Source organism: Streptococcus sp. oral taxon 056 str. F0418 (genome assembly GCF_000220065.1).
Taxonomy (GTDB): domain Bacteria; phylum Bacillota; class Bacilli; order Lactobacillales; family Streptococcaceae; genus Streptococcus.
Genome location: NZ_AFQU01000001.1, coordinates 1864756 through 1884115, shown reverse-complemented (window position 1 = coordinate 1884115; position 19360 = coordinate 1864756). Strand labels below are relative to the sequence as shown.

General features: G+C 38.3%; 16 protein-coding genes, 1 tRNA gene, 3 pseudogenes and 1 riboswitch. Of the genes and pseudogenes, 2 read left to right on the top strand and 18 right to left on the bottom strand.

What is annotated here, in order from left to right; all coding sequences use genetic code 11:
- Positions 1 to 692: 692 nt before the first annotated feature.
- The 10 genes from HMPREF9182_RS09360 to HMPREF9182_RS09315 form a co-directional block, all read right to left on the bottom strand.
- Positions 693 to 764: transfer RNA gene (locus tag HMPREF9182_RS09360), tRNA-Arg, on the bottom strand.
- Between the two features lie 39 nt (positions 765 to 803).
- Positions 804 to 1151, bottom strand: coding sequence for a 50S ribosomal protein L19 (rplS, locus tag HMPREF9182_RS09355; protein WP_009443086.1), 348 nt, complete (start codon positions 1149 to 1151; stop codon positions 804 to 806).
- A 116-nt stretch (positions 1152 to 1267) separates the two neighbouring features.
- Positions 1268 to 1594, bottom strand: a complete 327-nt coding sequence (gene crcB / locus HMPREF9182_RS09350; RefSeq protein ID WP_009754304.1) for a fluoride efflux transporter CrcB — start codon at positions 1592 to 1594, stop codon at positions 1268 to 1270.
- A complete protein-coding gene (gene crcB / locus HMPREF9182_RS09345) occupies positions 1591 to 1965 on the bottom strand; it encodes a fluoride efflux transporter CrcB (protein WP_009443543.1) in 375 nt (124 codons plus the stop codon). Before crcB (HMPREF9182_RS09345) ends, crcB (HMPREF9182_RS09350) begins: the two co-directional genes overlap by 4 nt.
- The gene (locus tag HMPREF9182_RS09340) at positions 1962 to 2237 is read right to left on the bottom strand and encodes a chorismate mutase (protein ID WP_009754818.1); all 276 of its coding nucleotides are present in this window, start codon (positions 2235 to 2237) and stop codon (positions 1962 to 1964) included. The genes crcB (HMPREF9182_RS09345) and HMPREF9182_RS09340 overlap by 4 nt, the downstream gene beginning before the upstream one ends.
- Positions 2238 to 2620: 383 nt before the next feature.
- A complete protein-coding gene (gene sufB / locus HMPREF9182_RS09335; RefSeq protein WP_009443811.1) occupies positions 2621 to 4003 on the bottom strand; it encodes a Fe-S cluster assembly protein SufB in 1383 nt (460 codons plus the stop codon).
- 189 nt (positions 4004 to 4192) lie between these two features.
- The gene (gene pulA, locus HMPREF9182_RS09330; protein ID WP_009754343.1) at positions 4193 to 6490 is read right to left on the bottom strand and encodes a type I pullulanase; all 2298 of its coding nucleotides are present in this window, start codon (positions 6488 to 6490) and stop codon (positions 4193 to 4195) included.
- A 2-nt stretch (positions 6491 to 6492) separates the two neighbouring features.
- Positions 6493 to 7461, bottom strand: coding sequence for a diacylglycerol kinase family lipid kinase (locus tag HMPREF9182_RS09325; protein ID WP_009443804.1), 969 nt, complete (start codon positions 7459 to 7461; stop codon positions 6493 to 6495).
- A gap of 9 nt (positions 7462 to 7470) precedes the next feature.
- Positions 7471 to 9429: an NAD-dependent DNA ligase LigA gene (gene ligA, locus HMPREF9182_RS09320; protein ID WP_009754563.1), complete on the bottom strand. Its 1959-nt coding sequence runs from the start codon at positions 9427 to 9429 to the stop codon at positions 7471 to 7473.
- A 123-nt stretch (positions 9430 to 9552) separates the two neighbouring features.
- The gene (locus HMPREF9182_RS09315) at positions 9553 to 10062 is read right to left on the bottom strand and encodes a QueT transporter family protein (protein ID WP_009443074.1); all 510 of its coding nucleotides are present in this window, start codon (positions 10060 to 10062) and stop codon (positions 9553 to 9555) included.
- Positions 10060 to 10190, bottom strand: a riboswitch (PreQ1 riboswitch). Its footprint overlaps the gene before it by 3 nt.
- 28 nt (positions 10191 to 10218) lie before the next feature.
- On the opposite strand from HMPREF9182_RS09315, the gene HMPREF9182_RS09310 reads away from it, so the two are divergent.
- Positions 10219 to 10659: a GtrA family protein gene (locus tag HMPREF9182_RS09310; RefSeq protein ID WP_009443110.1), complete on the top strand. Its 441-nt coding sequence runs from the start codon at positions 10219 to 10221 to the stop codon at positions 10657 to 10659.
- A gap of 71 nt (positions 10660 to 10730) precedes the next feature.
- On the opposite strand, the gene HMPREF9182_RS09305 is transcribed toward HMPREF9182_RS09310, so the two are convergent.
- From HMPREF9182_RS09305 to HMPREF9182_RS09275, 7 genes and pseudogenes are all read right to left on the bottom strand, one after another.
- A complete protein-coding gene (locus HMPREF9182_RS09305; protein ID WP_009754481.1) occupies positions 10731 to 11438 on the bottom strand; it encodes a B3/B4 domain-containing protein in 708 nt (235 codons plus the stop codon).
- 17 nt (positions 11439 to 11455) lie between these two features.
- Positions 11456 to 11904, bottom strand: a pseudogene (locus HMPREF9182_RS09300) (MarR family winged helix-turn-helix transcriptional regulator).
- Between the two features lie 91 nt (positions 11905 to 11995).
- Complete coding sequence (locus HMPREF9182_RS09295) at positions 11996 to 12892, bottom strand: YihY/virulence factor BrkB family protein (protein WP_009754706.1); 897 nt, start codon at positions 12890 to 12892, stop codon at positions 11996 to 11998.
- A 77-nt stretch (positions 12893 to 12969) separates the two neighbouring features.
- A complete protein-coding gene (locus HMPREF9182_RS09290; protein WP_009443679.1) occupies positions 12970 to 13827 on the bottom strand; it encodes a methionyl aminopeptidase in 858 nt (285 codons plus the stop codon).
- 21 nt (positions 13828 to 13848) lie between these two features.
- Positions 13849 to 15126 carry a CBS-HotDog domain-containing transcription factor SpxR gene (gene spxR, locus HMPREF9182_RS09285; protein WP_037603157.1) on the bottom strand — a complete coding sequence of 426 codons (1278 nt, stop codon included), beginning with the start codon at positions 15124 to 15126 and terminating at the stop codon, positions 13849 to 13851.
- Positions 15119 to 15668, bottom strand: a pseudogene (locus HMPREF9182_RS09280) (GNAT family N-acetyltransferase). Before HMPREF9182_RS09280 ends, spxR begins: the two are co-directional and overlap by 8 nt.
- Before the next feature lie 41 nt (positions 15669 to 15709).
- On the bottom strand, positions 15710 to 16972 hold the full coding sequence (locus HMPREF9182_RS09275) for a UDP-N-acetylglucosamine 1-carboxyvinyltransferase (RefSeq protein WP_009443052.1): 1263 nt from the start codon (positions 16970 to 16972) through the stop codon (positions 15710 to 15712).
- Between the two features lie 401 nt (positions 16973 to 17373).
- Between HMPREF9182_RS09275 and HMPREF9182_RS10695 the strand changes: the two are divergent.
- A pseudogene (locus HMPREF9182_RS10695) lies at positions 17374 to 17821 on the top strand (transposase); the annotation flags it as partial.
- A 793-nt stretch (positions 17822 to 18614) separates the two neighbouring features.
- Here HMPREF9182_RS10695 and HMPREF9182_RS09270 read toward each other — a convergent pair.
- Positions 18615 to 19355 (bottom strand): PHP domain-containing protein, encoded by a 741-nt coding sequence (locus HMPREF9182_RS09270; protein ID WP_037603154.1) that lies wholly within the window; start codon positions 19353 to 19355, stop codon positions 18615 to 18617.
- Positions 19356 to 19360 lie beyond the last annotated feature (5 nt).

Here is a 19360-nt window from a genome sequence, read left to right as displayed (position 1 = left end):
AATCAAGAAAAGAGAGCTTTGATTAAGTCAATGCAGCTTTTCATAAACTTTACTATCTCAGTTAGAGTAGTTAAATTATCTTTAGTAAATTTGAACTTTTTCAAAACAATCTCCTTAAAATACAACTTAATATAAAGTATAGCATTTTTTATGAAAATTTCAATAAAATAAATGCTATCTTTGTAGAAATCTGTTAGAATTAGTAAGGAGTTGTATTTTAGTTTTAGAACTGTATTGTTTCAAATGATTATAAACTAGTTTCTCAAAAGTTTCCAACGAGGTTTTAGAGCTGTATTGTTTACAACTCTAAAATATAAAGTAATTATTTTTAACATTTGTAGAAAGATTTACATTTTACTTGATAACCTTTCATAAGTATAGTATAATGAAATTGTTGGAACCATTCGAAACAACACAGCAAGTTAAAATAAGGCAGTGATTTTTAAACCCAGTCCGTACACAACTTGAAAAAGTGCGCACCGATTCGGTGCTTTTTTATTTACTATACCTACTTATTGTACTCCTATTTTTATATAAAAACAATTACATTTATAGCGTTTTCACAAAAATTAAAACTACGTCATTAGAATCGAACTTCACCCCAAAAATTAGACGGGAAAATCTAACTTTTGGGTCTAATTTAAGCCAAAAATAAAAACCCTTGTAAACCAAGGGTTTTCTGTTTGATTTTATGTCCCCTGCCGGAATCGAACCAGCAACTACTCCTTAGGAGGGAGTTGTTATATCCATTGAACTAAGGGGACTTAGAGAAAAACTCTGTCGATTGACAGAGTTTTCTGAGATTAACGACGGATTTCTTTAATACGAGCCGCTTTACCTTGTAATGCACGAAGGTAGTACAATTTAGCACGGCGCACTTTACCGTAACGAACGACCTCAATCTTGTCAACACGTGGAGTGTGGATTGGGAAAGTACGTTCAACACCTACACCATTAGAAATTTTACGAACTGTGTAGTTTTCTGAGATACCAGCACCTTTACGAGCGATAACGACACCTTCAAAGACCTGGATACGTTCGCGACTTCCTTCGACAACTTTCGCGTGAACGCGGACAGTGTCACCAGGACGGAATGCAGGGATATCAGTACGAAGTTGACCTTCAGTCAAGCTTTGGATTAATGGATTCATTTTTTTACTCCTATCTTACTAATCTTACGATTCATGACCACAGCGGATTAGTCGTTTTTCTGTGCTCCATTTGCACAAAGAATATTATATCAAAATTCCAGAAAATGTAAAGATTTTTAGATGAAAATTCCCAAAATTATAGCTAAAAATCCTAAAATATATGTCAGCATTAAATAGCAAATAAATGTTTTCTTATTTGAAAAAAGATTGATTAGTTCAGCATTAAAAGTAGACAGAGTCGTCAATCCGCCACAAAAGCCTGTCGCTAAGATGGTATAAAGTTGCTGGTCTTTGATTTGATTATAGAAAAAGCCAATCAAAAATGCTCCTAATAAATTGGCCATCAAAGTCCCTACTGGTAAAACAGCTCTGCTATTAACCTTCGAAAGAAAATAACGGATAAGTGCTCCTCCACCACAAGCTGCTAGAACAAGCCAAATCATATGGCCACCTTCTTTCCAGCCCACAGAGCAATCCATAAGCTGCCACAAATGCTTAAGATTAAATAGAGGATAAACTCCGTGTATAATCCCATATCCAATAGTTTAATGGAATCTAAAAGAAGACCTGAAAAAGTGGTTAACCCACCACAAAAACCTGTTGATAGAGCCAAGATTAATCGTTTGGATGTTTGCTTACTACTTAAATATCCTTTAACAAGATAGACTAATAGAAATGTACCTAAATAATTTACAAGAAGTGTCGCATAGGGGAAATGTTTCGCAAAAGAGAAAAGCAAAGAAATTTCATAACGAAGAAAACCACCCAAGATAGCTGCGAAATAAATTGCAAGTGAATTTTTAAATTCCTTCATTGTATTTGCCGTATGTGTCTTTCTTGAAAAGCACGCGAATGTTTCATCATATCAGTAAAAGTATTGACAATCACATCTTTGTAAACTGGGCTTTCTACTGCCTCTGCAACTTTGTTCAAAATGGTTTCTTCTCGTTTGCTATCTAATACTGCCTTTCCTGTTTCAAGTTTATAGGTAGCAACTTTACTCACTAGTTCCATGCGTTTTTCTAAAAGTTTGATAAGTTCATCATCTATTTGGTTGATTTTCTGTCTGAGTTCTTCTAGATTCATTTGATTCCTCCTTATTTTTTACCTATCATAACAAAATTCTGAATGATTTTCTAGTTTTCATAGAAAGTGAACCTGATTTAGCAATATTTTGTAACAAAAATATCTCTTAACAAAGCCTCATTTATCATCACAATCTATTCTTATACGTAGATTTTGAGTTTCTCCGAACCCTAAATGAAAAAGGTCCCCCGAACCTTGGATTAAGGGGAACTCGCAAGGCGAGTTTTTATCTGCAACCTAAAAATACCCGTTAGGCTCGTCTCAAGGTAAACCGACTAACGTCGGTTCTTATCTACAGATTAAAAAGGTCCACTGGACCTTATTAAAGAGAACTCGCAAAGGCGAGCTTTTATCCGTAACCTAAAACAGTCCCCCGGACTGTTTTAGCCAACTGAGCCTTCCATACTCATGTTAATGAGTTGGTTGAGTTCGACTGCGTATTCCATAGGGAGTTCTTTGGTGATGGGTTCCATAAAACCATTAATAATCATAGCTGTGGCTTCTTCTTCACTAATACCACGACTCATCAGGTAGTAGAGTTGGTCCTCAGACACTTTGGAAACCTTGGCTTCATGCTCTAGAGTGACATTGGAATTATGGATTTCGTTAAAAGGAATGGTATCGGAGCTAGACTCGCCATCCATGAGAATGGTATCGCACTCGATATGAGATTTGGAACCAGCACTATTCTTACCAAAGCGAACTTGACCACGATAGTCCGTCTTACCTCCATCCTTGGCCACTGATTTAGAAATTAAGGTACTAGAAGTCTTGGGTGCATTATGAAAGACCTTACAACCCGCATCCAAGTGCTGGCCATAATTCGCAAATGACATAGAGAGGACAGAGGTTCTAGCATTGCGGCCATTAAGAATGCTACAGGGATATTTCATATTGACCTTACTGCCTAAGTTACCATCAATCCACTCTAAGGTGCCACCCTCCTCAACAATCCCCCGCTCCGTTACAAGATTATAGACATTGTCCGACCAGTTTTGAATGGTTGTATAGCGGAAAAAGGCATCCTTTTTGACTATGATCTCAACAGTCGCAGCATGAAGACTATTGGTCGTATAGGTCGGTGCTGTACAACCCTCGATATACTGGATGGAGCCACCCTCCTCGATAATCATGAGGGAGCGCTCAAACTGGCCGGCATTTTCACCATTGATTCGAAAATAGGTCTGAACAGGAATTTGACAGTGTACATTTTTAGGAACATATATAAATGTTCCACCAGACCAGACTGCTCCATTTAAGGCTGCAAACTTATGTTCAGCATTTGACACGACTGTCCCAAAATATTGCTTGACTAGCTCTGGATACTCCTGAACGGCTGTATCTGTGTCAGTAAAAATAATCCCTAGCTTAGCAAACTCTTCCTTCATATTGTGGTAAACCACCTCAGACTCGTACTGGGCAACAGCACCAGACAGAAATTGCTTTTCTGCTTCTGGGATTCCTAGACGGTCAAAGGTCCTTTTTATCTCTTCAGGAACATCATCCCAACTACGAGCTGGCTCTCCGCTTAGTTTCTGGTAATAGATGACATCTTCAAATCGAATGCCTGACAAATCAGGACCAAAGTCCGGCATGGGTAATTTGTTAAATAGCTCTAAGGAGCGTAAGCGATAGTCTAGCATCCACTGAGGTTCTTTTTTCATGGCAGATATTTCACGAACAACTGCTTCTGTCAATCCTTTCCCAGTCGAATAAAGCGGTGCTATATCATCATGAAAACCGAAAGCATAATCACGTTGTGGCATAAAAGCCTCCTTTCTCCATACAGAAAGAATCACATGGGTTTCTACCCTTATTATACTCTTCTAGATTAGAATTGTCAGAAAATAAGAGGCGATTGTTCCATTTGAAGTAGAAAAAAAGCAGAAGGGCGCTAATTTTTCCCATTCTGCTTCAATGATTTTATAAAGTAGGGTCATCTAAAATGAATTGACTCAAGCTAAGATCTCAAAAACGCTAGCAGTTAAGTTCTCAACTTCTGTATTAATCTTGCTTCGGTTATTGCTGACGACTAGTTTGAGCTGGTCAGCATTTTCCAAATGATAAGGTGTGCCACTGGCATTAAAGATGACTAGATAATGCTTACTGTCCTTGACTTCAAAAATGATAAGACCACTATTTGTCTGTGCTTGACGAACATAGACATGCTGGTAAATTTCTTCATATGTTGAGTAAGAAAATTCTTTCCTGGTCGTTTTTAGTTGGATAATCTGGCGGATAAAATTGACACTATCTTGATGTTTCGAAAGCAGATTCCAATCCACCTGGTTGACTTGGTCTGGTGCATTGTAGCTATTCATAGCTCTTTCTTTATCTGCTTGAGTCATCTGGCCATTTGGTCCTGTTGCCACCAACTTACTTCGAGAAAACTCCTGCCCCAGCTCCATAAAGGCCAAGCCTTGCATGAGAATATTCATGGCAGTCGCTAGTTCAATCCGCTTGGTTAAGGTTTCTAGATCATCATGTGGATGGAATTCTCTTAGTAAGTCATGCAGATTATAATTATCATGAGCTTCGACATAATTAACAACCTGATTTGGCATGAGGTAGCTACCCAATTCACTGCTTCCTAAAATAGCCTTGGCAATAATATTTTCCGTACCTTGTCCACTAACAAATCCAGCTTTCAAGGTTCCAAATACCTCAGCACCTTTAATAGCATCTCGCTCATTATCATTAAAAAATCCAATATCTAAGAGCTGATAGGCATTGTCTTTTTTGGCCTTATCTTGAGGCAGGAGGCCTGTCCCCATATCCCATCCTTCTCCGTAAGTCAGGATACGTGGGTCTACCTTGTCCAATTCATCTCGAATAATCTGCATGGTCTCTATATCATGGATCCCCATCAAATCAAACCGGAAACCATCCACATTATACTCTTTGACCCAATACAAGAGTGAATCAATCATATACTTGCGGAACATCTCATGCTCGCTGGCGGTTTCACTTCCGACTCCGGTTCCATTCTGGAAAGAGCCATCTGGATTCATCCGATAGTAATAATCAGGAACACTAGCTTGAAATGGGGAGTCAAAGGTAGAATAAATGTGGTTATAGACCACATCAAGAATCACTCCGATACCAGCATCATGATAGGCTTGAATCAAGGTTTTTAAATCACGAATAGCCTGAGCTGGATCAGATGGGTTGCTGGAAAAACTAGTTTCTGGGGCATTATAGTTCTGCGGATCGTAGCCCCAGTTATAGGTTACCTGGCCATTTTCATCATAGTCTTTATGACGATCCGAGACAGGCTGAAGCTGGACATAATTCACACCCAAGTCACGAATATAATCAAAGGTTGTCGCTTGGCCAATATCATTGGTCGTACCCGTTTGACAGGCTCCAAGGAAAGTTCCACGATACGCTGGTGCGACACCTGAGCTTTCTGACTGGCTTAGATCACGGATATGCATCTCATAGATGACTGCTTGGCAGGCATTCTTCACGCGCCAATGGGCTTCTTGTCCCTGCTTTACTTGAAATCCAAGTGGATTTCGTTCTTGGTCTGTCACGATAGCTGTTCGTTTACCATCAGGGCTGGTAGCCAGGCTATAAGGATCCCGTTTGAAGTATTCTTCGTGATCAAAGATCACACGATATTGGTAGGCACGCTTGGCTAAATCTTCAGAAATACTCCCTTGCCACACTCCAATTGTATTCTTTGTGTGATCTGTTGAAAAATCTCGGCCTCTCTTTAGAGAAATGGTTTTCCAAATATCGGCTTGGTTGCTGGCATCTTTATAGATGACCACTTCAACGGCTTTTGCTGTCGGCGCCCAAATTTTAAATTCTGTTTTGTCAGATTGGTAAAAGGCACCTAAACTCCCTTGGTAGCCCCAGTAACGGTCAAATTCTTTGGAAGAAACTGCCATATCAAAAGCATGGGGATCTCGGTATTTGTAAAAGTGGCTAGCGACTGCTGCTTGCCTAGAATAATAGACTTGATGATCTCCCTCAAGAATCCAAACTTCTGTAACCAAGTGAGATGGCAAGAGACGAATGGTATAATCAATAGTCTGGCTTGACCAGTCTGCTTTTTTTATAATCAAATGGACATAATCCAAGTTTGTCTCACTTTGGTAAGTAACAAGTCCACTTCGCCCAAAATAATCAAAATTAGAAAATGACGCTTCCTTTCCGATTTGTTTTTCCTGCCACTGCCATATATTATAAGAAAGATAATCACCATTTGGGTTATGGTAGTGGACTAAGACCTGGTAGTCTGGCATTTTTATCTCCTGAGTTCATCATTATTCTCTAAACAAAGAGCATCATCGCTGATTTCATCGATATTTGCAAAAAATTCTAAGTGATTGTGGAAGACTTCTAACTCTACAGGAGTGTCTCCACCATATTCGCCATCGAGATTGAGCATAAATGGTTCTTTGCTATCTAAAACTTCTAGTTTTAATTTGCTTGTTTTTAAGTATTCAACATTGACATCTGTCACATGTTGTCCACCATTGATGGCTTGGATAAGTAAAGCTAACATCTCAAAAAGCTTAGCCGTCTTAACCAAAATCAGAGTAAAATTCCCATCATCTAATTTTGCATCTGGCGCAATCTGCTCAAAACCGCCGATAGAATTTGTCAAGGCTGCAAACATGAGTGAGATTCTTCCTTCAAAAACCCCATGATCGTGAGTAATACGAACCTTGCGGGATTTGGAGCGTGGTAGCATTTCAGCACCTTTTGCAACATAAGCAAAATAGCCTAAGCGAGATTTTGCCTCACTAGGTACACGATAGGTCAATTCACTCAATGTTCCGGCAGCTGCGATATTGATAAAGTATTTATTTCCGAATGCACGTCCTATATCCATTTTTATGGTTTGATTCTTAGCAATGATTTTTGCAGCTTCAACAGGATTTCCCATAGGAATTTTCAAAGCACGCGCATAATCATTGGTTGTACCAGTTGGGATAAAAGCTAAGCGAGGCCGATCCTCTAATGGTGCCACACCATTTACGACTTCATTGATTGTGCCATCTCCACCAGCTGCCACAATCAAATCAAAACCAGCTTTTGCAGCCCGCTCTGCTTCTTTTTGTGCAGAAAGTGGCTCAGGTGTCGTCTGATATGCACTGGTTTCGTAGCCGACATCCTCAAGAACATCTAGTACTTCTGCAATATTTTTTTTGATAATTTCCTGACCTGATGTCGGATTATAAATAAGTCTTGCTCTTTTTACAACTTTCATAATGTGCCTCTATAACTGTTCAAGCCATTCTTCATTCTGGATTTCAATTCCCAATTCTTGCGCCTTGGCTAACTTGCTACCAGCATCTGCTCCAGCAATCACCAAATCCGTTTTTTTGGAAACACTACTAGCAACATTTGCTCCCAAGCGAAGAAGTTTTTCTCTGGCTTGTGTCCGCGTTAATGTCTCTAGTTTACCTGTTAAAACCACTGTTTTTCCTGATAAAATAGCATCTGCTGCTACTTTTTCGCCAAGATAAGCCAGATTGACGCCTGCTTCCTGTAGCTCAGCTAGTAAAGTCTGTGTTCCTTCTTGTTCAAAATAACTATGTAAGCTAGTTGCAATCACCAGTCCTAAGCCATCAATGCTAGCGATGGTGTCTAAATCTGCTTTAGCAAGGGTTGGAATATCATGGAAATGTTCCAATAATATCCGACTAGCCTTGCTCCCTACATGACGAATTCCTAGACCAAATAATAGTCGCTCAGCTGAATTTTCCCTAGAAGCCTGAATGGCATTATACAATTTATTTGCTGATTTTTCCTTAAAATTCTCTAATTGAAGCAATTCTTCTACTTGCAATCGGTAAATTCCAGCAACATCACTAACAAGCCCTTGAGAAAAAAGTTTTTCAACTACTGCAGGTCCAAGTCCTGTAATATTCATTGCATCGCGACTGGCAAAATGTATTAATCCTTCCCTGATCTGAGCAGGACAAAGCGGATTGATACAGCGCAAAGCCACTTCATCCTCAAAGTGGAGTAATTCACTTTCACAGCTAGGACAATATTTTGGGACTGCTAGTTTCTCTTCTGATACACGCTTCGTCTCTACCACACGTAAAACAGCTGGAATGATGTCTCCCGCCTTATAGACGATAACCGTATCATCCTTGCGAATATCTTTCTCTTTAATATAGTCTACATTATGGAGAGTAGCCCGACTCACTGTTGTACCAGCAAGCTGGACTGGAGTGAGATTCGCAGTTGGTGTGACGACTCCTGTTCTTCCCACCGTCCAGTCAACAGATAACAATTTGGCTTCTTTTTCTTCAGCTGGGAACTTATAAGCAATCGCCCACTTAGGCGCTTTCACCGTAAAACCAAGCTCTTCTTGAGCAGCTAAAGAGTTTACTTTAATAACAATCCCATCAATCTCATAAGGAAGTTTATTACGTTCTTGACTAATCTTTTCAATGAAGTTCCATACTTGATCTATACTGCTTGCTAAGACACGATTGTCATTAACTGCAAATCCCAGTTTGCTGAGTTTTTTTAGAACCGATTCTTGACTTACTTCAGTTGTCGGACTTGCCTCCTGGTAAAGGAAGGTTGATAAATTGCGCTTCGCAACGACTGCGGTATCCAACTGTCGTAGTGTTCCTGCCGCTGCATTTCTTGGATTGGCGAATTCCGCTTCGCCATTTTCCTGTCGAAAGCGATTAACTTCATCAAAAGAAGCCTTAGGCATATAACACTCGCCACGAACAGTCATTGTTAATGGCTGAGGTAAAGTCAAAGGAATGTCTTTAACTCGTTTGAGGTTCTCAGTAATATTCTCACCAATAGAACCATCTCCGCGTGTAGCTCCTGCTACCAGAATCCCATTTTCATATGAAAGAGAAATCGATAAGCCATCTATTTTCAATTCACAAAGATAAATTGCTTCTGGAAATTCTTTTCTCACACGCTCATCAAAAGCTTCTAATTCTGCACGTGAAAAAGCATCCTGCAAACTATAGAGAGGATACTGATGTTGGTATTTTTCAAAACCATCCAAAACTTTTCCACCAACTCTATGTGTAGGACTATCTGGTAGAATATCATTTGGATATTTCTCTTCTAGACTAACTAACTCACGATACAGTTGATCATACTCACTATCAGAAACACTAGGAGTGTCTTTTGTATAGTACTCATGAGCATAACGATTGAGCAACGTCACTAGTTCAGACATTCTATTCTTCATAGTCTTATTCTACCACAAAAATAGTTTATCTCACTTGATTTTACTCTTAAAAAATAGAGAAAATATAAAAGATGTACAAAAATAAAACTACCCGAGATATAAGATCTCAAGCAGTTTAAACCTTTATTGAGTTAAATCAATTCGTTTGCTAATTTTATCCATCAAAATAGCTCCAATAAAGAGAGAGGCAAATTCTCCAACAGCAGTTGTAAACCACGTAAAGAAGAACGGTAATCCGGCAACGAAATACAATTCAGCAGCAATCGTTATCATTGATACAGAAAAGAAAATCGAGAAGAAAAAGAAATCTTTCCGAATTAAACCGTTAAAAAGATATTCGTTTTTGTATTTGCTAAATAAAATCACTCCCAATAGCACAAAGACTAAGGTTGATCCACCACCGACAAATACATCAAGAAGACCAAAACTAAAGAAATTAGAAATCATACATCCGATTGTCACACCAATAATGTACTTGCGATTATAAAAAGCCATAAAATTCATCATTTCAGAAATTCTGAACTGGTACGCTCCGTAGCTAATCGCATTTAGCGGCGGTGTGATAGTAAGTGCAACATAAATAGCTGCGACAAGAGCAATTTGCACCATATCGCGTGCAGTTAATTTTTGCATAAAATTCTCCTTTGGCGGTTTTACCGCGTGTAATATGCTTGGCGAAAGAAGCTAAGCACCAAGGGTTGCGCAACATGAGGCAAAGATGATCTAGCCTGCTCGTTTGACAACTCATCTAGTATAGCACAAATATTCAAAATATGATAGACTAGCTTTATGAAATCTTTAGTAAAAAAATTTTTTGATAACGAAATTCTTTCTTATCTCTTCTTTGGTTTAGCAACAACGATTGTATCTGTTGTAAGCCGTATGCTCTGCTATGAAGTGATTGGAAACGAAATCTTGGCTACAATCATCGGTGATGTTTTGGGAATCCTTTTTGCCTTTGTAACCAATGATACCATCGTTTTTAAGCAAAAAAGACAGGGCTGGTTCGTTCGATTGATCAAATTTTTCACTGCACGTTTGGCTACTATGGGCTTGAACTTACTATTAACCTTTATCTTTGTCACTAGCTTCCCACAGATCATAGGCCAGTTTGTCAATAACAATATCAAAATGGTCAATACCATTGAAACTTTCGTTGCTCAAGTACTGATCATCGTCCTCAACTATGTCTTCAGTAAGATTTTTATCTTTAAAAACAAGGACAAATAACAACGAATCAGCCTATTTCACCCTATAAAAGCAAATCTGGACCAGATAATCTGATCCAGATTTTTTTAGTCTTAGATTTCCAAGCTTGGATTATCAAGAGACAGATGGGTGATTTCACCTTTGACACCAAAATAATCCTCAATCAGAGTCTGGAGTTCTCTCATAGCTGCTTGGGCGCGTACTGCTTGCTTTTCATTGATGGCCTCAATGACCAAGATGGCATCTTTGGTTTCTTCCGTCAGCATAGTCCGCTGGGCTTCTCGCCAGTTAAGACAACGACAAACAGCTCCCTCTTCATCATAGTAGATGATTTCTTCTGGCAGTGCCGGTGCGTCACTTTCAGCACCCAATGGGAAAAAGGCTTCGCCGCCTTTGGCTTTTCCTAGATGAAGACCTCCGACAATCTTATCCAAATCCTCACCGCCACAAGGAACTGCGTAAGAGAGAGAAACACTGTTGTAGATATCGACCAAAGGATTGATTGGATGAAATTCCCTTCCCTGACTAACCCGCTTGAGCAGAGCTTCAATAGAGGAGCGTGCTCCTTTCTTGGTCTTGAATTGGCTGAAGGCCTGACGCCACTCCTGAATGACTTCATTTTGAGTGAAGTTTTCGTCTGAGATAAAGTCCTCAGCTCGCTTCGCTCCCTTATCCAGTAAGGATTTGAAATAAGGATCCTTACTTTCATCCACTTGATTATCTAGCCCCTTGACCATTAAAACACTAATCTGAGCTTCCGGAAATACTTGCCAAAATTCATGTTCAACTGTAACTTTCATGATGCACCTCTTCAATCTTAATAGTTTCTTTTTTGTCCTTTTTTGACTGCTTCCCAGTCACCTGTGATGTTTTCACGTACTCGAACAAGCATTTCCTCCAAGGCTTTAACTTCCGCTTGAGAAAATCCCTGTAGGGATGTCTCTTCAGAATAGTCATTCTCAGCTAGGATAAAAGGATAAAGTTTTCCCCTTTTTCCGTCACAAACCATTCCTTGTTCTTCTTGCTGTCCTTAGCTGCCTTCTGCTGTACCAAGCCCTTGGCCTCAAGCTTCTTAACAGAACGGGCAACCGTTGAGCGATCCACCTTGAGCAGCTCCGACAGCTCCTCTTGAATGATTCCCGGATTCTCCGCGATTCGTACCAGATAAAGATATTGCCCTCGCGCTAGCTCTATGTCACGAAACTCAATATTAGCAATAGAATCCAAAGCTCGGGCGATAATCCCAATTTCTCGCAATACTGACATATCCCCTCCTTTAATTTTTATTTGAAACTATTATAACACATTTTATTGCAAATGCAATAAAAAATACGTTTTACAATAAAATGTTCAATCTTTATTCATTCTTTTTTATAAAAGAGAATCCCCGAATTTTATCCAGTTCAAATTCAGACTCTTGGCAAGATTGGTAGCTTGCGTTCAAAATAGCACCGATAATCAAAATCTTTGAAACAATAATAAACCATAACATCACAAAAATTACAAAGACTGATCCAAAAAATCGGACACTCATAAAGTGGTTCATATAGGCTTCTAGATATACATTAAATAAATTCAGCATACCAAAAAGGATTCCAACTACAAAAAATGTGCCAGGCAAAACATAGTGAACCTTGTTTATCTTGACATTAGGTAATAGATAATAGAGTGCAATTAAGGTTAGAAATAGAACTAGAAAGACGAACCACTCAGTTATGGTCGTGATTTGTCTATAAAATGATACATCTAAATCAAAAAGGTTATACATTAAAGTCAAAATACTACGCCCAAAGACAGATAGCAACATTGAAAGAATCAATAAAATTTGTAAACCAAGACTCACAACAAAACTAAATAGACGATTGCGAAGTAAACTGTGTCCCTTTGTCACATTATAAGCCTTATTAAAGGCCTTTTGTAAAAAAGAAATACACTGTGAGAAAGCCCAGATGGCTGATAAGATTGAAAAACTCAACAAACCTGATGATGGATGGCTAAAGATCTCTCGAACTGCGGTTGAAACCATTTGATAAATCGATACTGGTAAAATATTATTTAATAAGTTCAATAAAGTATCTGTCTGAATTTGGAAATAAGGTAGAATATTTGCCAAGACTAGTAATAAAGGAAAGGCAGATATTAAAAAATAATAAGCCACAGCAATGCTAGTGATACTAATATCAGACTGATTATAAAAATCAAAAAAAGCTCTTAAAAACTGCTGATTTTTTAGATTCTTAATTATTTTTTTCATGTTTTTCCTTTCTGTAGACTGTTTATTGAGATAAAGCGAAGAGGCTAGGAATATACTACCCCAACCTCCTATATATCTTAATAAGTGCCTTCTTCACCTTGACTGGTCAAAATCACTGGACCATCTTTTGTAATGACAAATTGGTGTTCATATTGGCAAGACAAGCCACCATCAAGCGTTTTATGAGCCCAGCCAGTTTCAAAGTCTGTATCAATTTCCCAAGTGCCTGTATTAATCATTGGCTCAATAGTCAAGACCATTCCTTCTCGCAAGCGTAGACCACGACCAGCTCGACCATAATGTGGTACCATTGGCTCTTCATGCATGGTTGGACCTACACCGTGTCCAACTAAATCTTGCACAACTCCATAACCATGACTCTCAGCATATTCTTGAATTGCTGCACCAATATCGCCAATTCGATTGCCAACTTTTGCAGCAGCAATCCCGCGGTAGAGACATTCTTTGGTGACATCCATCAGTTGTTTCACCTCAGGACTAACTTGTCCCACCGCATAGGACCAACAAGAGTCTGCAACGCCACCACGGAAATTCTCTGTATATTTCTTCATTTCATGGACATTATTAAAGTCTAATTTGGCAACATCTAATTCCGATTTATCTACTAAACCAACAACCATATCAATGCTGATTAAATCACCTTCCACCAACTTTTGATGGCGAGGAAACGCATGAGCCACTTCATCATTAAGGGAGCAACAGGTTGCATAAGGATAATCCATAATACTTCCTTCTACTCCGATTTGCAAAGGTAGGGCATTTTCCTCTTTACAACGTCTGCGGACATATTCTTCAATATCCCACATATCGATTCCTGGTTTAATTAATTCTCTCAATCCATGATGAATAGAGGCAAGAAACTCGCCACTTTTAGCCATCAAATCAATCTCACGTTGTGATTTTAATGTAATCATTCTTTATTCTGTTTCCTCTTCTTAGTTTATTTTTACCGTTATTGTTGCCTTAGCTACTAACTGATGCTCTAAATAGATCTCATAATCAATAATAGCCGACCGTCTTGTTTCTCGTACTAGACGAGACTGGAGTGTTAGGTAATCATCTAGTTGTACGGCTTGCAAAAAGTAAATCATCATGTTCTCAATAATGAGACTTCGACCACTATAAGAGATCAGTTGATGTGTAGCTGTATTGAGAATTTCTGTCAAAACACCATGCGAGAGAACACCATTATTTTCCAACATAAAAGGCTCTACTGTAAAAGCAAAATCATTCCCATTTCGAATAAGCTTTTGGGTAATCTGATCACTAAAAGTTGGCAAGCTAGATACCTGCTCACGGCTCATTTTTTCTAGAATATCTCGACGTGTAATCACTCCTAATAAAGTTTGATTACTACGAACGACCGGTATCATCTCAAAATCCTCTGCGATCATCCGTTGACTGACATTTGCAATATTGGTTTTCAATCCTGTCATAAAAGGATTTTTTGTCATAATTTTGTCCAGAGTCGTATAAGGTGATTTATCTCCTGCATCTCGCATTGTTACTACTCCAACAACCATTTGATGTTGATTTATCACAGGAAAACGACTCGAACGATTTTTGCGAACCAAATCCAAATAATCCTTGACTGTATCTGTTTCCTGTAAAAAGCCATGTTCATGAGCAGACCGATAAACTTGTTCTACAGTTAGGATATCTGTTTTTATCTGAATGTTTGATAAAGCTCGATTAATAATTGTCGCTACTGTATAGGTATCATGTTGCGTACGCAAAATAGGAATACTCATTTGATCTGCCAAAGATAAAATATCCTCTTCGATACTAAATCCACCCGTCACTAGCACTGCATTTTCATTTTTTAAAGCTAAACGCTGGATTTCAGTGCGGTCTCCTACGATTAAGAGACCCCCTTCCGTTAAATAACGCATGATATTCTGTTCGGTCATAGCGCCGATAGAGAATTTACTAAATTCTTTATCTAGACCAGCCTGTCCAGCTAATACTTCTGATCGAGTAATCTCAGCGATTTCGTGATAAGTCAAATGTTCTAGCACAACTTTCGTAGACTTAACACGAACCGTTCCACTACGGGGACGAGTCTCTACCAAGCCTCGATTTTCAGCTTCCTTAATAGCTCGGTAAGCTGTTCCATCGCTAACTCCAAGATAGTTTGAAATACTGCGAACACTGACTCTTTTTCCTACAGGAAGTTTCTCTAAGTAAGCGATAATTTCTTGGTGTTTACTCATCATCATCACCTCTTTCATAGCGAAATTCGACATAGTCCCTCATTTTTCGTGTATAACGATCGCTTCCTTTGAACTGTCGAAACATTTTAAAACCCGCTTTTAGAGCAACACGCTGACTGGCTACATTTTCCTGATGAGTAATGATACTTAACTTTTTCATGCCAAATTGATTAACAGATAAAAGTCTCATTGCACTTACACATTCTGTCATCAGGCCTTTTCCCCAATGGTCTTTTTTAAAAAATAACCTAGCTCTGCTTCTTTTTTATTTCATCTAATTTTTCAAACTTAATAGAGCCAATCATTCGTTGGCTCTCTTTATCGCAGATAGCCCAAACTCCCAGAGGATTTCTCATGAAATAGTTTGCTAGGACATATTGGCTTTCTTCTATGCTCGCCTGACTTGGAAAAATAAACTCCAAATTTTTTGGATTAGAAGCAATAGCATAAAAATCCTCTGCATCCTGATAAGAGAAAGGTCTCAGGCGCAATCGTTCTGTCTCAATAACAGCAAATTCAGCTAATTTTGTCCATATATTCATAAGCTACCTAGAGGCTGTGTTTTCTTTACTGTAACACCAGCCTATACTTCTTCTACTAATTCAATATCTGCTCCAAGGCTTCTCAATTTTTCAATAATATTTGAGTAACCACGTAAAATGAACTCGATATTTCGAATCTCAGTTTGTCCTTGAGCCATCAAGCCAGCGATAACTAAAGCAGCACCTGCACGTAAATCGGTTGCTTTTACATCCGCTCCTTTTAGCAGGTTTGGTCCCTCATAGATAATCTGATGGCTAGATGATGATATGTGAGCAGCCATCTTGGCCAATTCAGGAACATGGTTGATCCGTTTTTCATAAATGGTATCCACTATAAAGCCACGACCTTTAGCTTTGAGCAAAAGTGGAGTAATCGGTTGCTGCAAGTCTGTTGCAAAACCTGGATAAGGAGCTGTTTTAATATTGATTGCTTTTAATTCTTTTTGCTCTTCAACATAAATACTGTCTTCTGAAATGGTCATTCTGACACCCATTTCTTCCAATTTAGCGATAAAACCTTCTAAATGCTCGTACAAGACATTATTGATCTGGATACCTTGACCAATAGCAGCAGCTAAAGCAATGTAAGTGCCTGCTTCGATTCGATCAGGAATCACCTGATGGCGTGTCCCATGGAGTTTCTCGACACCTTCAATCGTAATAATATCTGTACCCGCCCCACGAATATGAGCTCCCATATTATTCAACAAAGTCGCAACATCAATAATCTCTGGTTCCCTAGCTGCATTTTCAATGACAGTACGACCAGAAGCTCGAACAGCAGCCAACATGGTATTGATTGTTGCACCAACACTCACTGTATCCATATAGATACTAGCACCATTCATACGCCCCTTTACTGCTTCTAGGTGCATAGCATTGCCATCTTGACTCATCTGCGCTCCCATAGCTTCGAAAGCTTTCAAATGAAGGTCAATCGGACGCGGACCAAGATCACATCCGCCTGGAAGTCCTACTGTAGCCATACCAAAACGCCCTAATAAACTTCCATAAAAATAATAAGAAGCACGAAGACTATTTATTTTTCCATAAGGCATCGGCATATTTTTCACTTGACGCGGATCGATTTCAAGACTGTCCCCATTACGTTTTACGCTTGCGCCCATGGTTTCCATGATATCAATCAAGCTATCCACATCTGAAATCGCTGGCACTCCATCTAAAGTCACAATTCCATCTGCCAAAATAATTGCAGGAATAAGAGCTACAACACTATTTTTTGCTCCACTAATAGTAACCTCACCTTTTAGAGGTCGATTACCATTGATTACAATTTTTCTCATGATTTATCTCTTTCAAGTTATTTCATACATAGAATTCCTTTCTATTATATCACAGTTGAGTACTTTTGCCTATTCTTTTCTATTTTACTGGCACACAAAAGAGTCTGAGAATATAGAGCTCCATAATTTCTGTAGTGGATAAAACCACTGTAAGAAGTTAGGAAGTATGAAATCTATTTTGTTGTACGTAAAAACTATAATGAAAGCACCATACAATCTATTAGAAAGCTACTTACGAGACCTGTTAAGAATACCTTAGAATTGCTTGAAATAAAAGACACAAATATAGAAATTTCTTTCATTTTTAAAACGGAAACTCATATATAAATGCATGTGAAGCTCAATTATCCTACTCTTTTATATCCTCATTGTCAATCAAAGACAAATGGCTCAATATGACTTCAAGAAAAATCATAGCTATCTTGGATGGACGAACTCAAGCAACTATTCGTAAACATTTTCTGCTCCATTCCAGACAGGTCCGAAACGGGGTTAAAGTCATTACTATGGGCATGTTTATCTCCCACTACGACATCGTTAAGAAACTCTTTCTTTCTGCTAAAATCTTCCTCGATTGCTTTTCATATTACACAACACCCTAGCCAAACTATGAATCCGTCTTCGCATCCAAATCATAAATCAATTGGAACGTAAATCTCACGAGTACAGCAATTAAATGCTAGTGGAACTTTCTCATTCAAATACAAAATTAGAAGCCACTAACAACCAAATCAAGATTATCAAGCCAAAAACTTTTATCTTCCGAAACTTTGACAACTTTAAAACTAGAATACTCATGCTCTGAATATAAAAAAGGATAGAAACACGTTAGTCCTCTCCAGGTTGTAACTTTTCATCAACCCACTACAGTTGACAAAGAACCGAAGTTCGATTCTCAGACTCACTTGATTACCATTGAACCATCATCAACCACATTGATCACCATAATAACAAACAGATTAAAGTCAAACTAAAACATACTAAGATTAGTAGTGAGGAAATCTCCGGCGGGAGAAAGTACTCACTACTTTTTCGTTATGTTAAAGTAGAGGTGTCTTGTTAAGTCGATAAGTCCTTTGGCGCTAGACGTCGTAACTAAAACTGACAAGACACCTGTTTTAGGAAGAATGTTATCAAAGTATGTGGGACGAAAAACGTCGAGTATTGAAAATGACATCACTAAAGCAAGGAATCATTCAAGACAAAGAGGTAAAATTGTTTATGCCATATTATTGTAACGCCTTATCAAAAAAATCACCAGATGAGGTGTTGGTTTAGTGTACACTTTTTATACTAAACTTTAGTTCAAAAAAAGACAATTCCCTTAGTTTGACTATGGAACTCAAACTATTTTTCATCAAATACCTTGATATACTTGACAAATAGTAGAAAAGGACTTAGTCCCGTTCAATACGGAACTAAATCCTTTTGGTAAATAATTTGTCTAATTTTTTGGAGTCAGTACATATCCAAAAAAAGAATTCTCTTTAAGACCTTTATTGTCAATAGATTTCGCTATAAAAACTATAAAAAATATGGCAAAAAACATTGATATAACTGAACTATTGTCAGGAAAAATGCAAATGTTTATATGTAATTGCGTTTTTATCTATCCGCATTTATAAATAGCAAAAAAATCTCATCAAAGTAATTGTTCTTCGCCAATTTCAAATTCAGCTAGCAAGTGCTCTATTCTATCAAAATGCAGTCGAAAATGCTCTACTTTATGGCCATCTGATCCTACCGAAAATCTGTGTCCTCCCATATCTTTGATCAAAACAAGTGCATAGCGATACAGTTCTTCATGATTATAAAGATACATCGATTTGCTATTCAATTCGAATGCTAAATTATAATCAATCATCTTTTGAAACAGTTGGCGCAGCTGAGGTTCCAGAGATTTGAACTCTTCTAGGCTAACTGAAAGCTTACGGAAACCATAATCAAAATGCGCCAGTACATCTGCTGGAATACGTTCGATTGCTTCTTCCATTTCTTTAAAATAATGAATGATATGCTCCATCTTATCCAACTCAAAAACGGCTTCTTCTAGATAGTCAAAGCGTCCATTATGATGAACGGATAGGAGCTTAAGATCGTATTCCTTTCCTTCAAGATAAGCCAAAATATCTGCTTCTCTAGGAGCATAATAGCCTATTTCAATTCCCTTTTTGATTCGGTTTCCATATCGTTGGTTAAGCTCTTCTATTTTTCGTTCATAAGCTTCATAATCGGGCACATCATCACGCGGACCACCCATGTAGGGATTTGATAAATCAAAATGTTCTGTTGTAATGATTTCTCCTTCGTAGCTTTCTAAATAATCAGAAAAGTCAGCTGTCGCATCATATGAAAAATAGGTATGAAGATGATTATCTCTCATTTCTC

Coding starts and splice junctions, on each gene's coding strand:
- rplS (WP_009443086.1), bottom strand. CDS start 1,151: ATGAATCCATTAATCCAAAGCTTGACTGAAGGTCAACTTCGTACTGAT.
- crcB (WP_009754304.1), bottom strand. CDS start 1,594: ATGATTTGGCTTGTTCTAGCAGCTTGTGGTGGAGGAGCACTTATCCGT.
- crcB (WP_009443543.1), bottom strand. CDS start 1,965: ATGAAGGAATTTAAAAATTCACTTGCAATTTATTTCGCAGCTATCTTG.
- HMPREF9182_RS09340 (WP_009754818.1), bottom strand. CDS start 2,237: ATGAATCTAGAAGAACTCAGACAGAAAATCAACCAAATAGATGATGAA.
- sufB (WP_009443811.1), bottom strand. CDS start 4,003: ATGCCACAACGTGATTATGCTTTCGGTTTTCATGATGATATAGCACCG.
- pulA (WP_009754343.1), bottom strand. CDS start 6,490: ATGCCAGACTACCAGGTCTTAGTCCACTACCATAACCCAAATGGTGAT.
- HMPREF9182_RS09325 (WP_009443804.1), bottom strand. CDS start 7,461: ATGAAAGTTGTAAAAAGAGCAAGACTTATTTATAATCCGACATCAGGT.
- ligA (WP_009754563.1), bottom strand. CDS start 9,429: ATGAAGAATAGAATGTCTGAACTAGTGACGTTGCTCAATCGTTATGCT.
- HMPREF9182_RS09315 (WP_009443074.1), bottom strand. CDS start 10,062: ATGCAAAAATTAACTGCACGCGATATGGTGCAAATTGCTCTTGTCGCA.
- HMPREF9182_RS09310 (WP_009443110.1), top strand. CDS start 10,219: ATGAAATCTTTAGTAAAAAAATTTTTTGATAACGAAATTCTTTCTTAT.
- HMPREF9182_RS09305 (WP_009754481.1), bottom strand. CDS start 11,438: ATGAAAGTTACAGTTGAACATGAATTTTGGCAAGTATTTCCGGAAGCT.
- HMPREF9182_RS09295 (WP_009754706.1), bottom strand. CDS start 12,892: ATGAAAAAAATAATTAAGAATCTAAAAAATCAGCAGTTTTTAAGAGCT.
- HMPREF9182_RS09290 (WP_009443679.1), bottom strand. CDS start 13,827: ATGATTACATTAAAATCACAACGTGAGATTGATTTGATGGCTAAAAGT.
- spxR (WP_037603157.1), bottom strand. CDS start 15,126: ATGAGTAAACACCAAGAAATTATCGCTTACTTAGAGAAACTTCCTGTA.
- HMPREF9182_RS09275 (WP_009443052.1), bottom strand. CDS start 16,972: ATGAGAAAAATTGTAATCAATGGTAATCGACCTCTAAAAGGTGAGGTT.
- HMPREF9182_RS09270 (WP_037603154.1), bottom strand. CDS start 19,355: ATGAGAGATAATCATCTTCATACCTATTTTTCATATGATGCGACAGCT.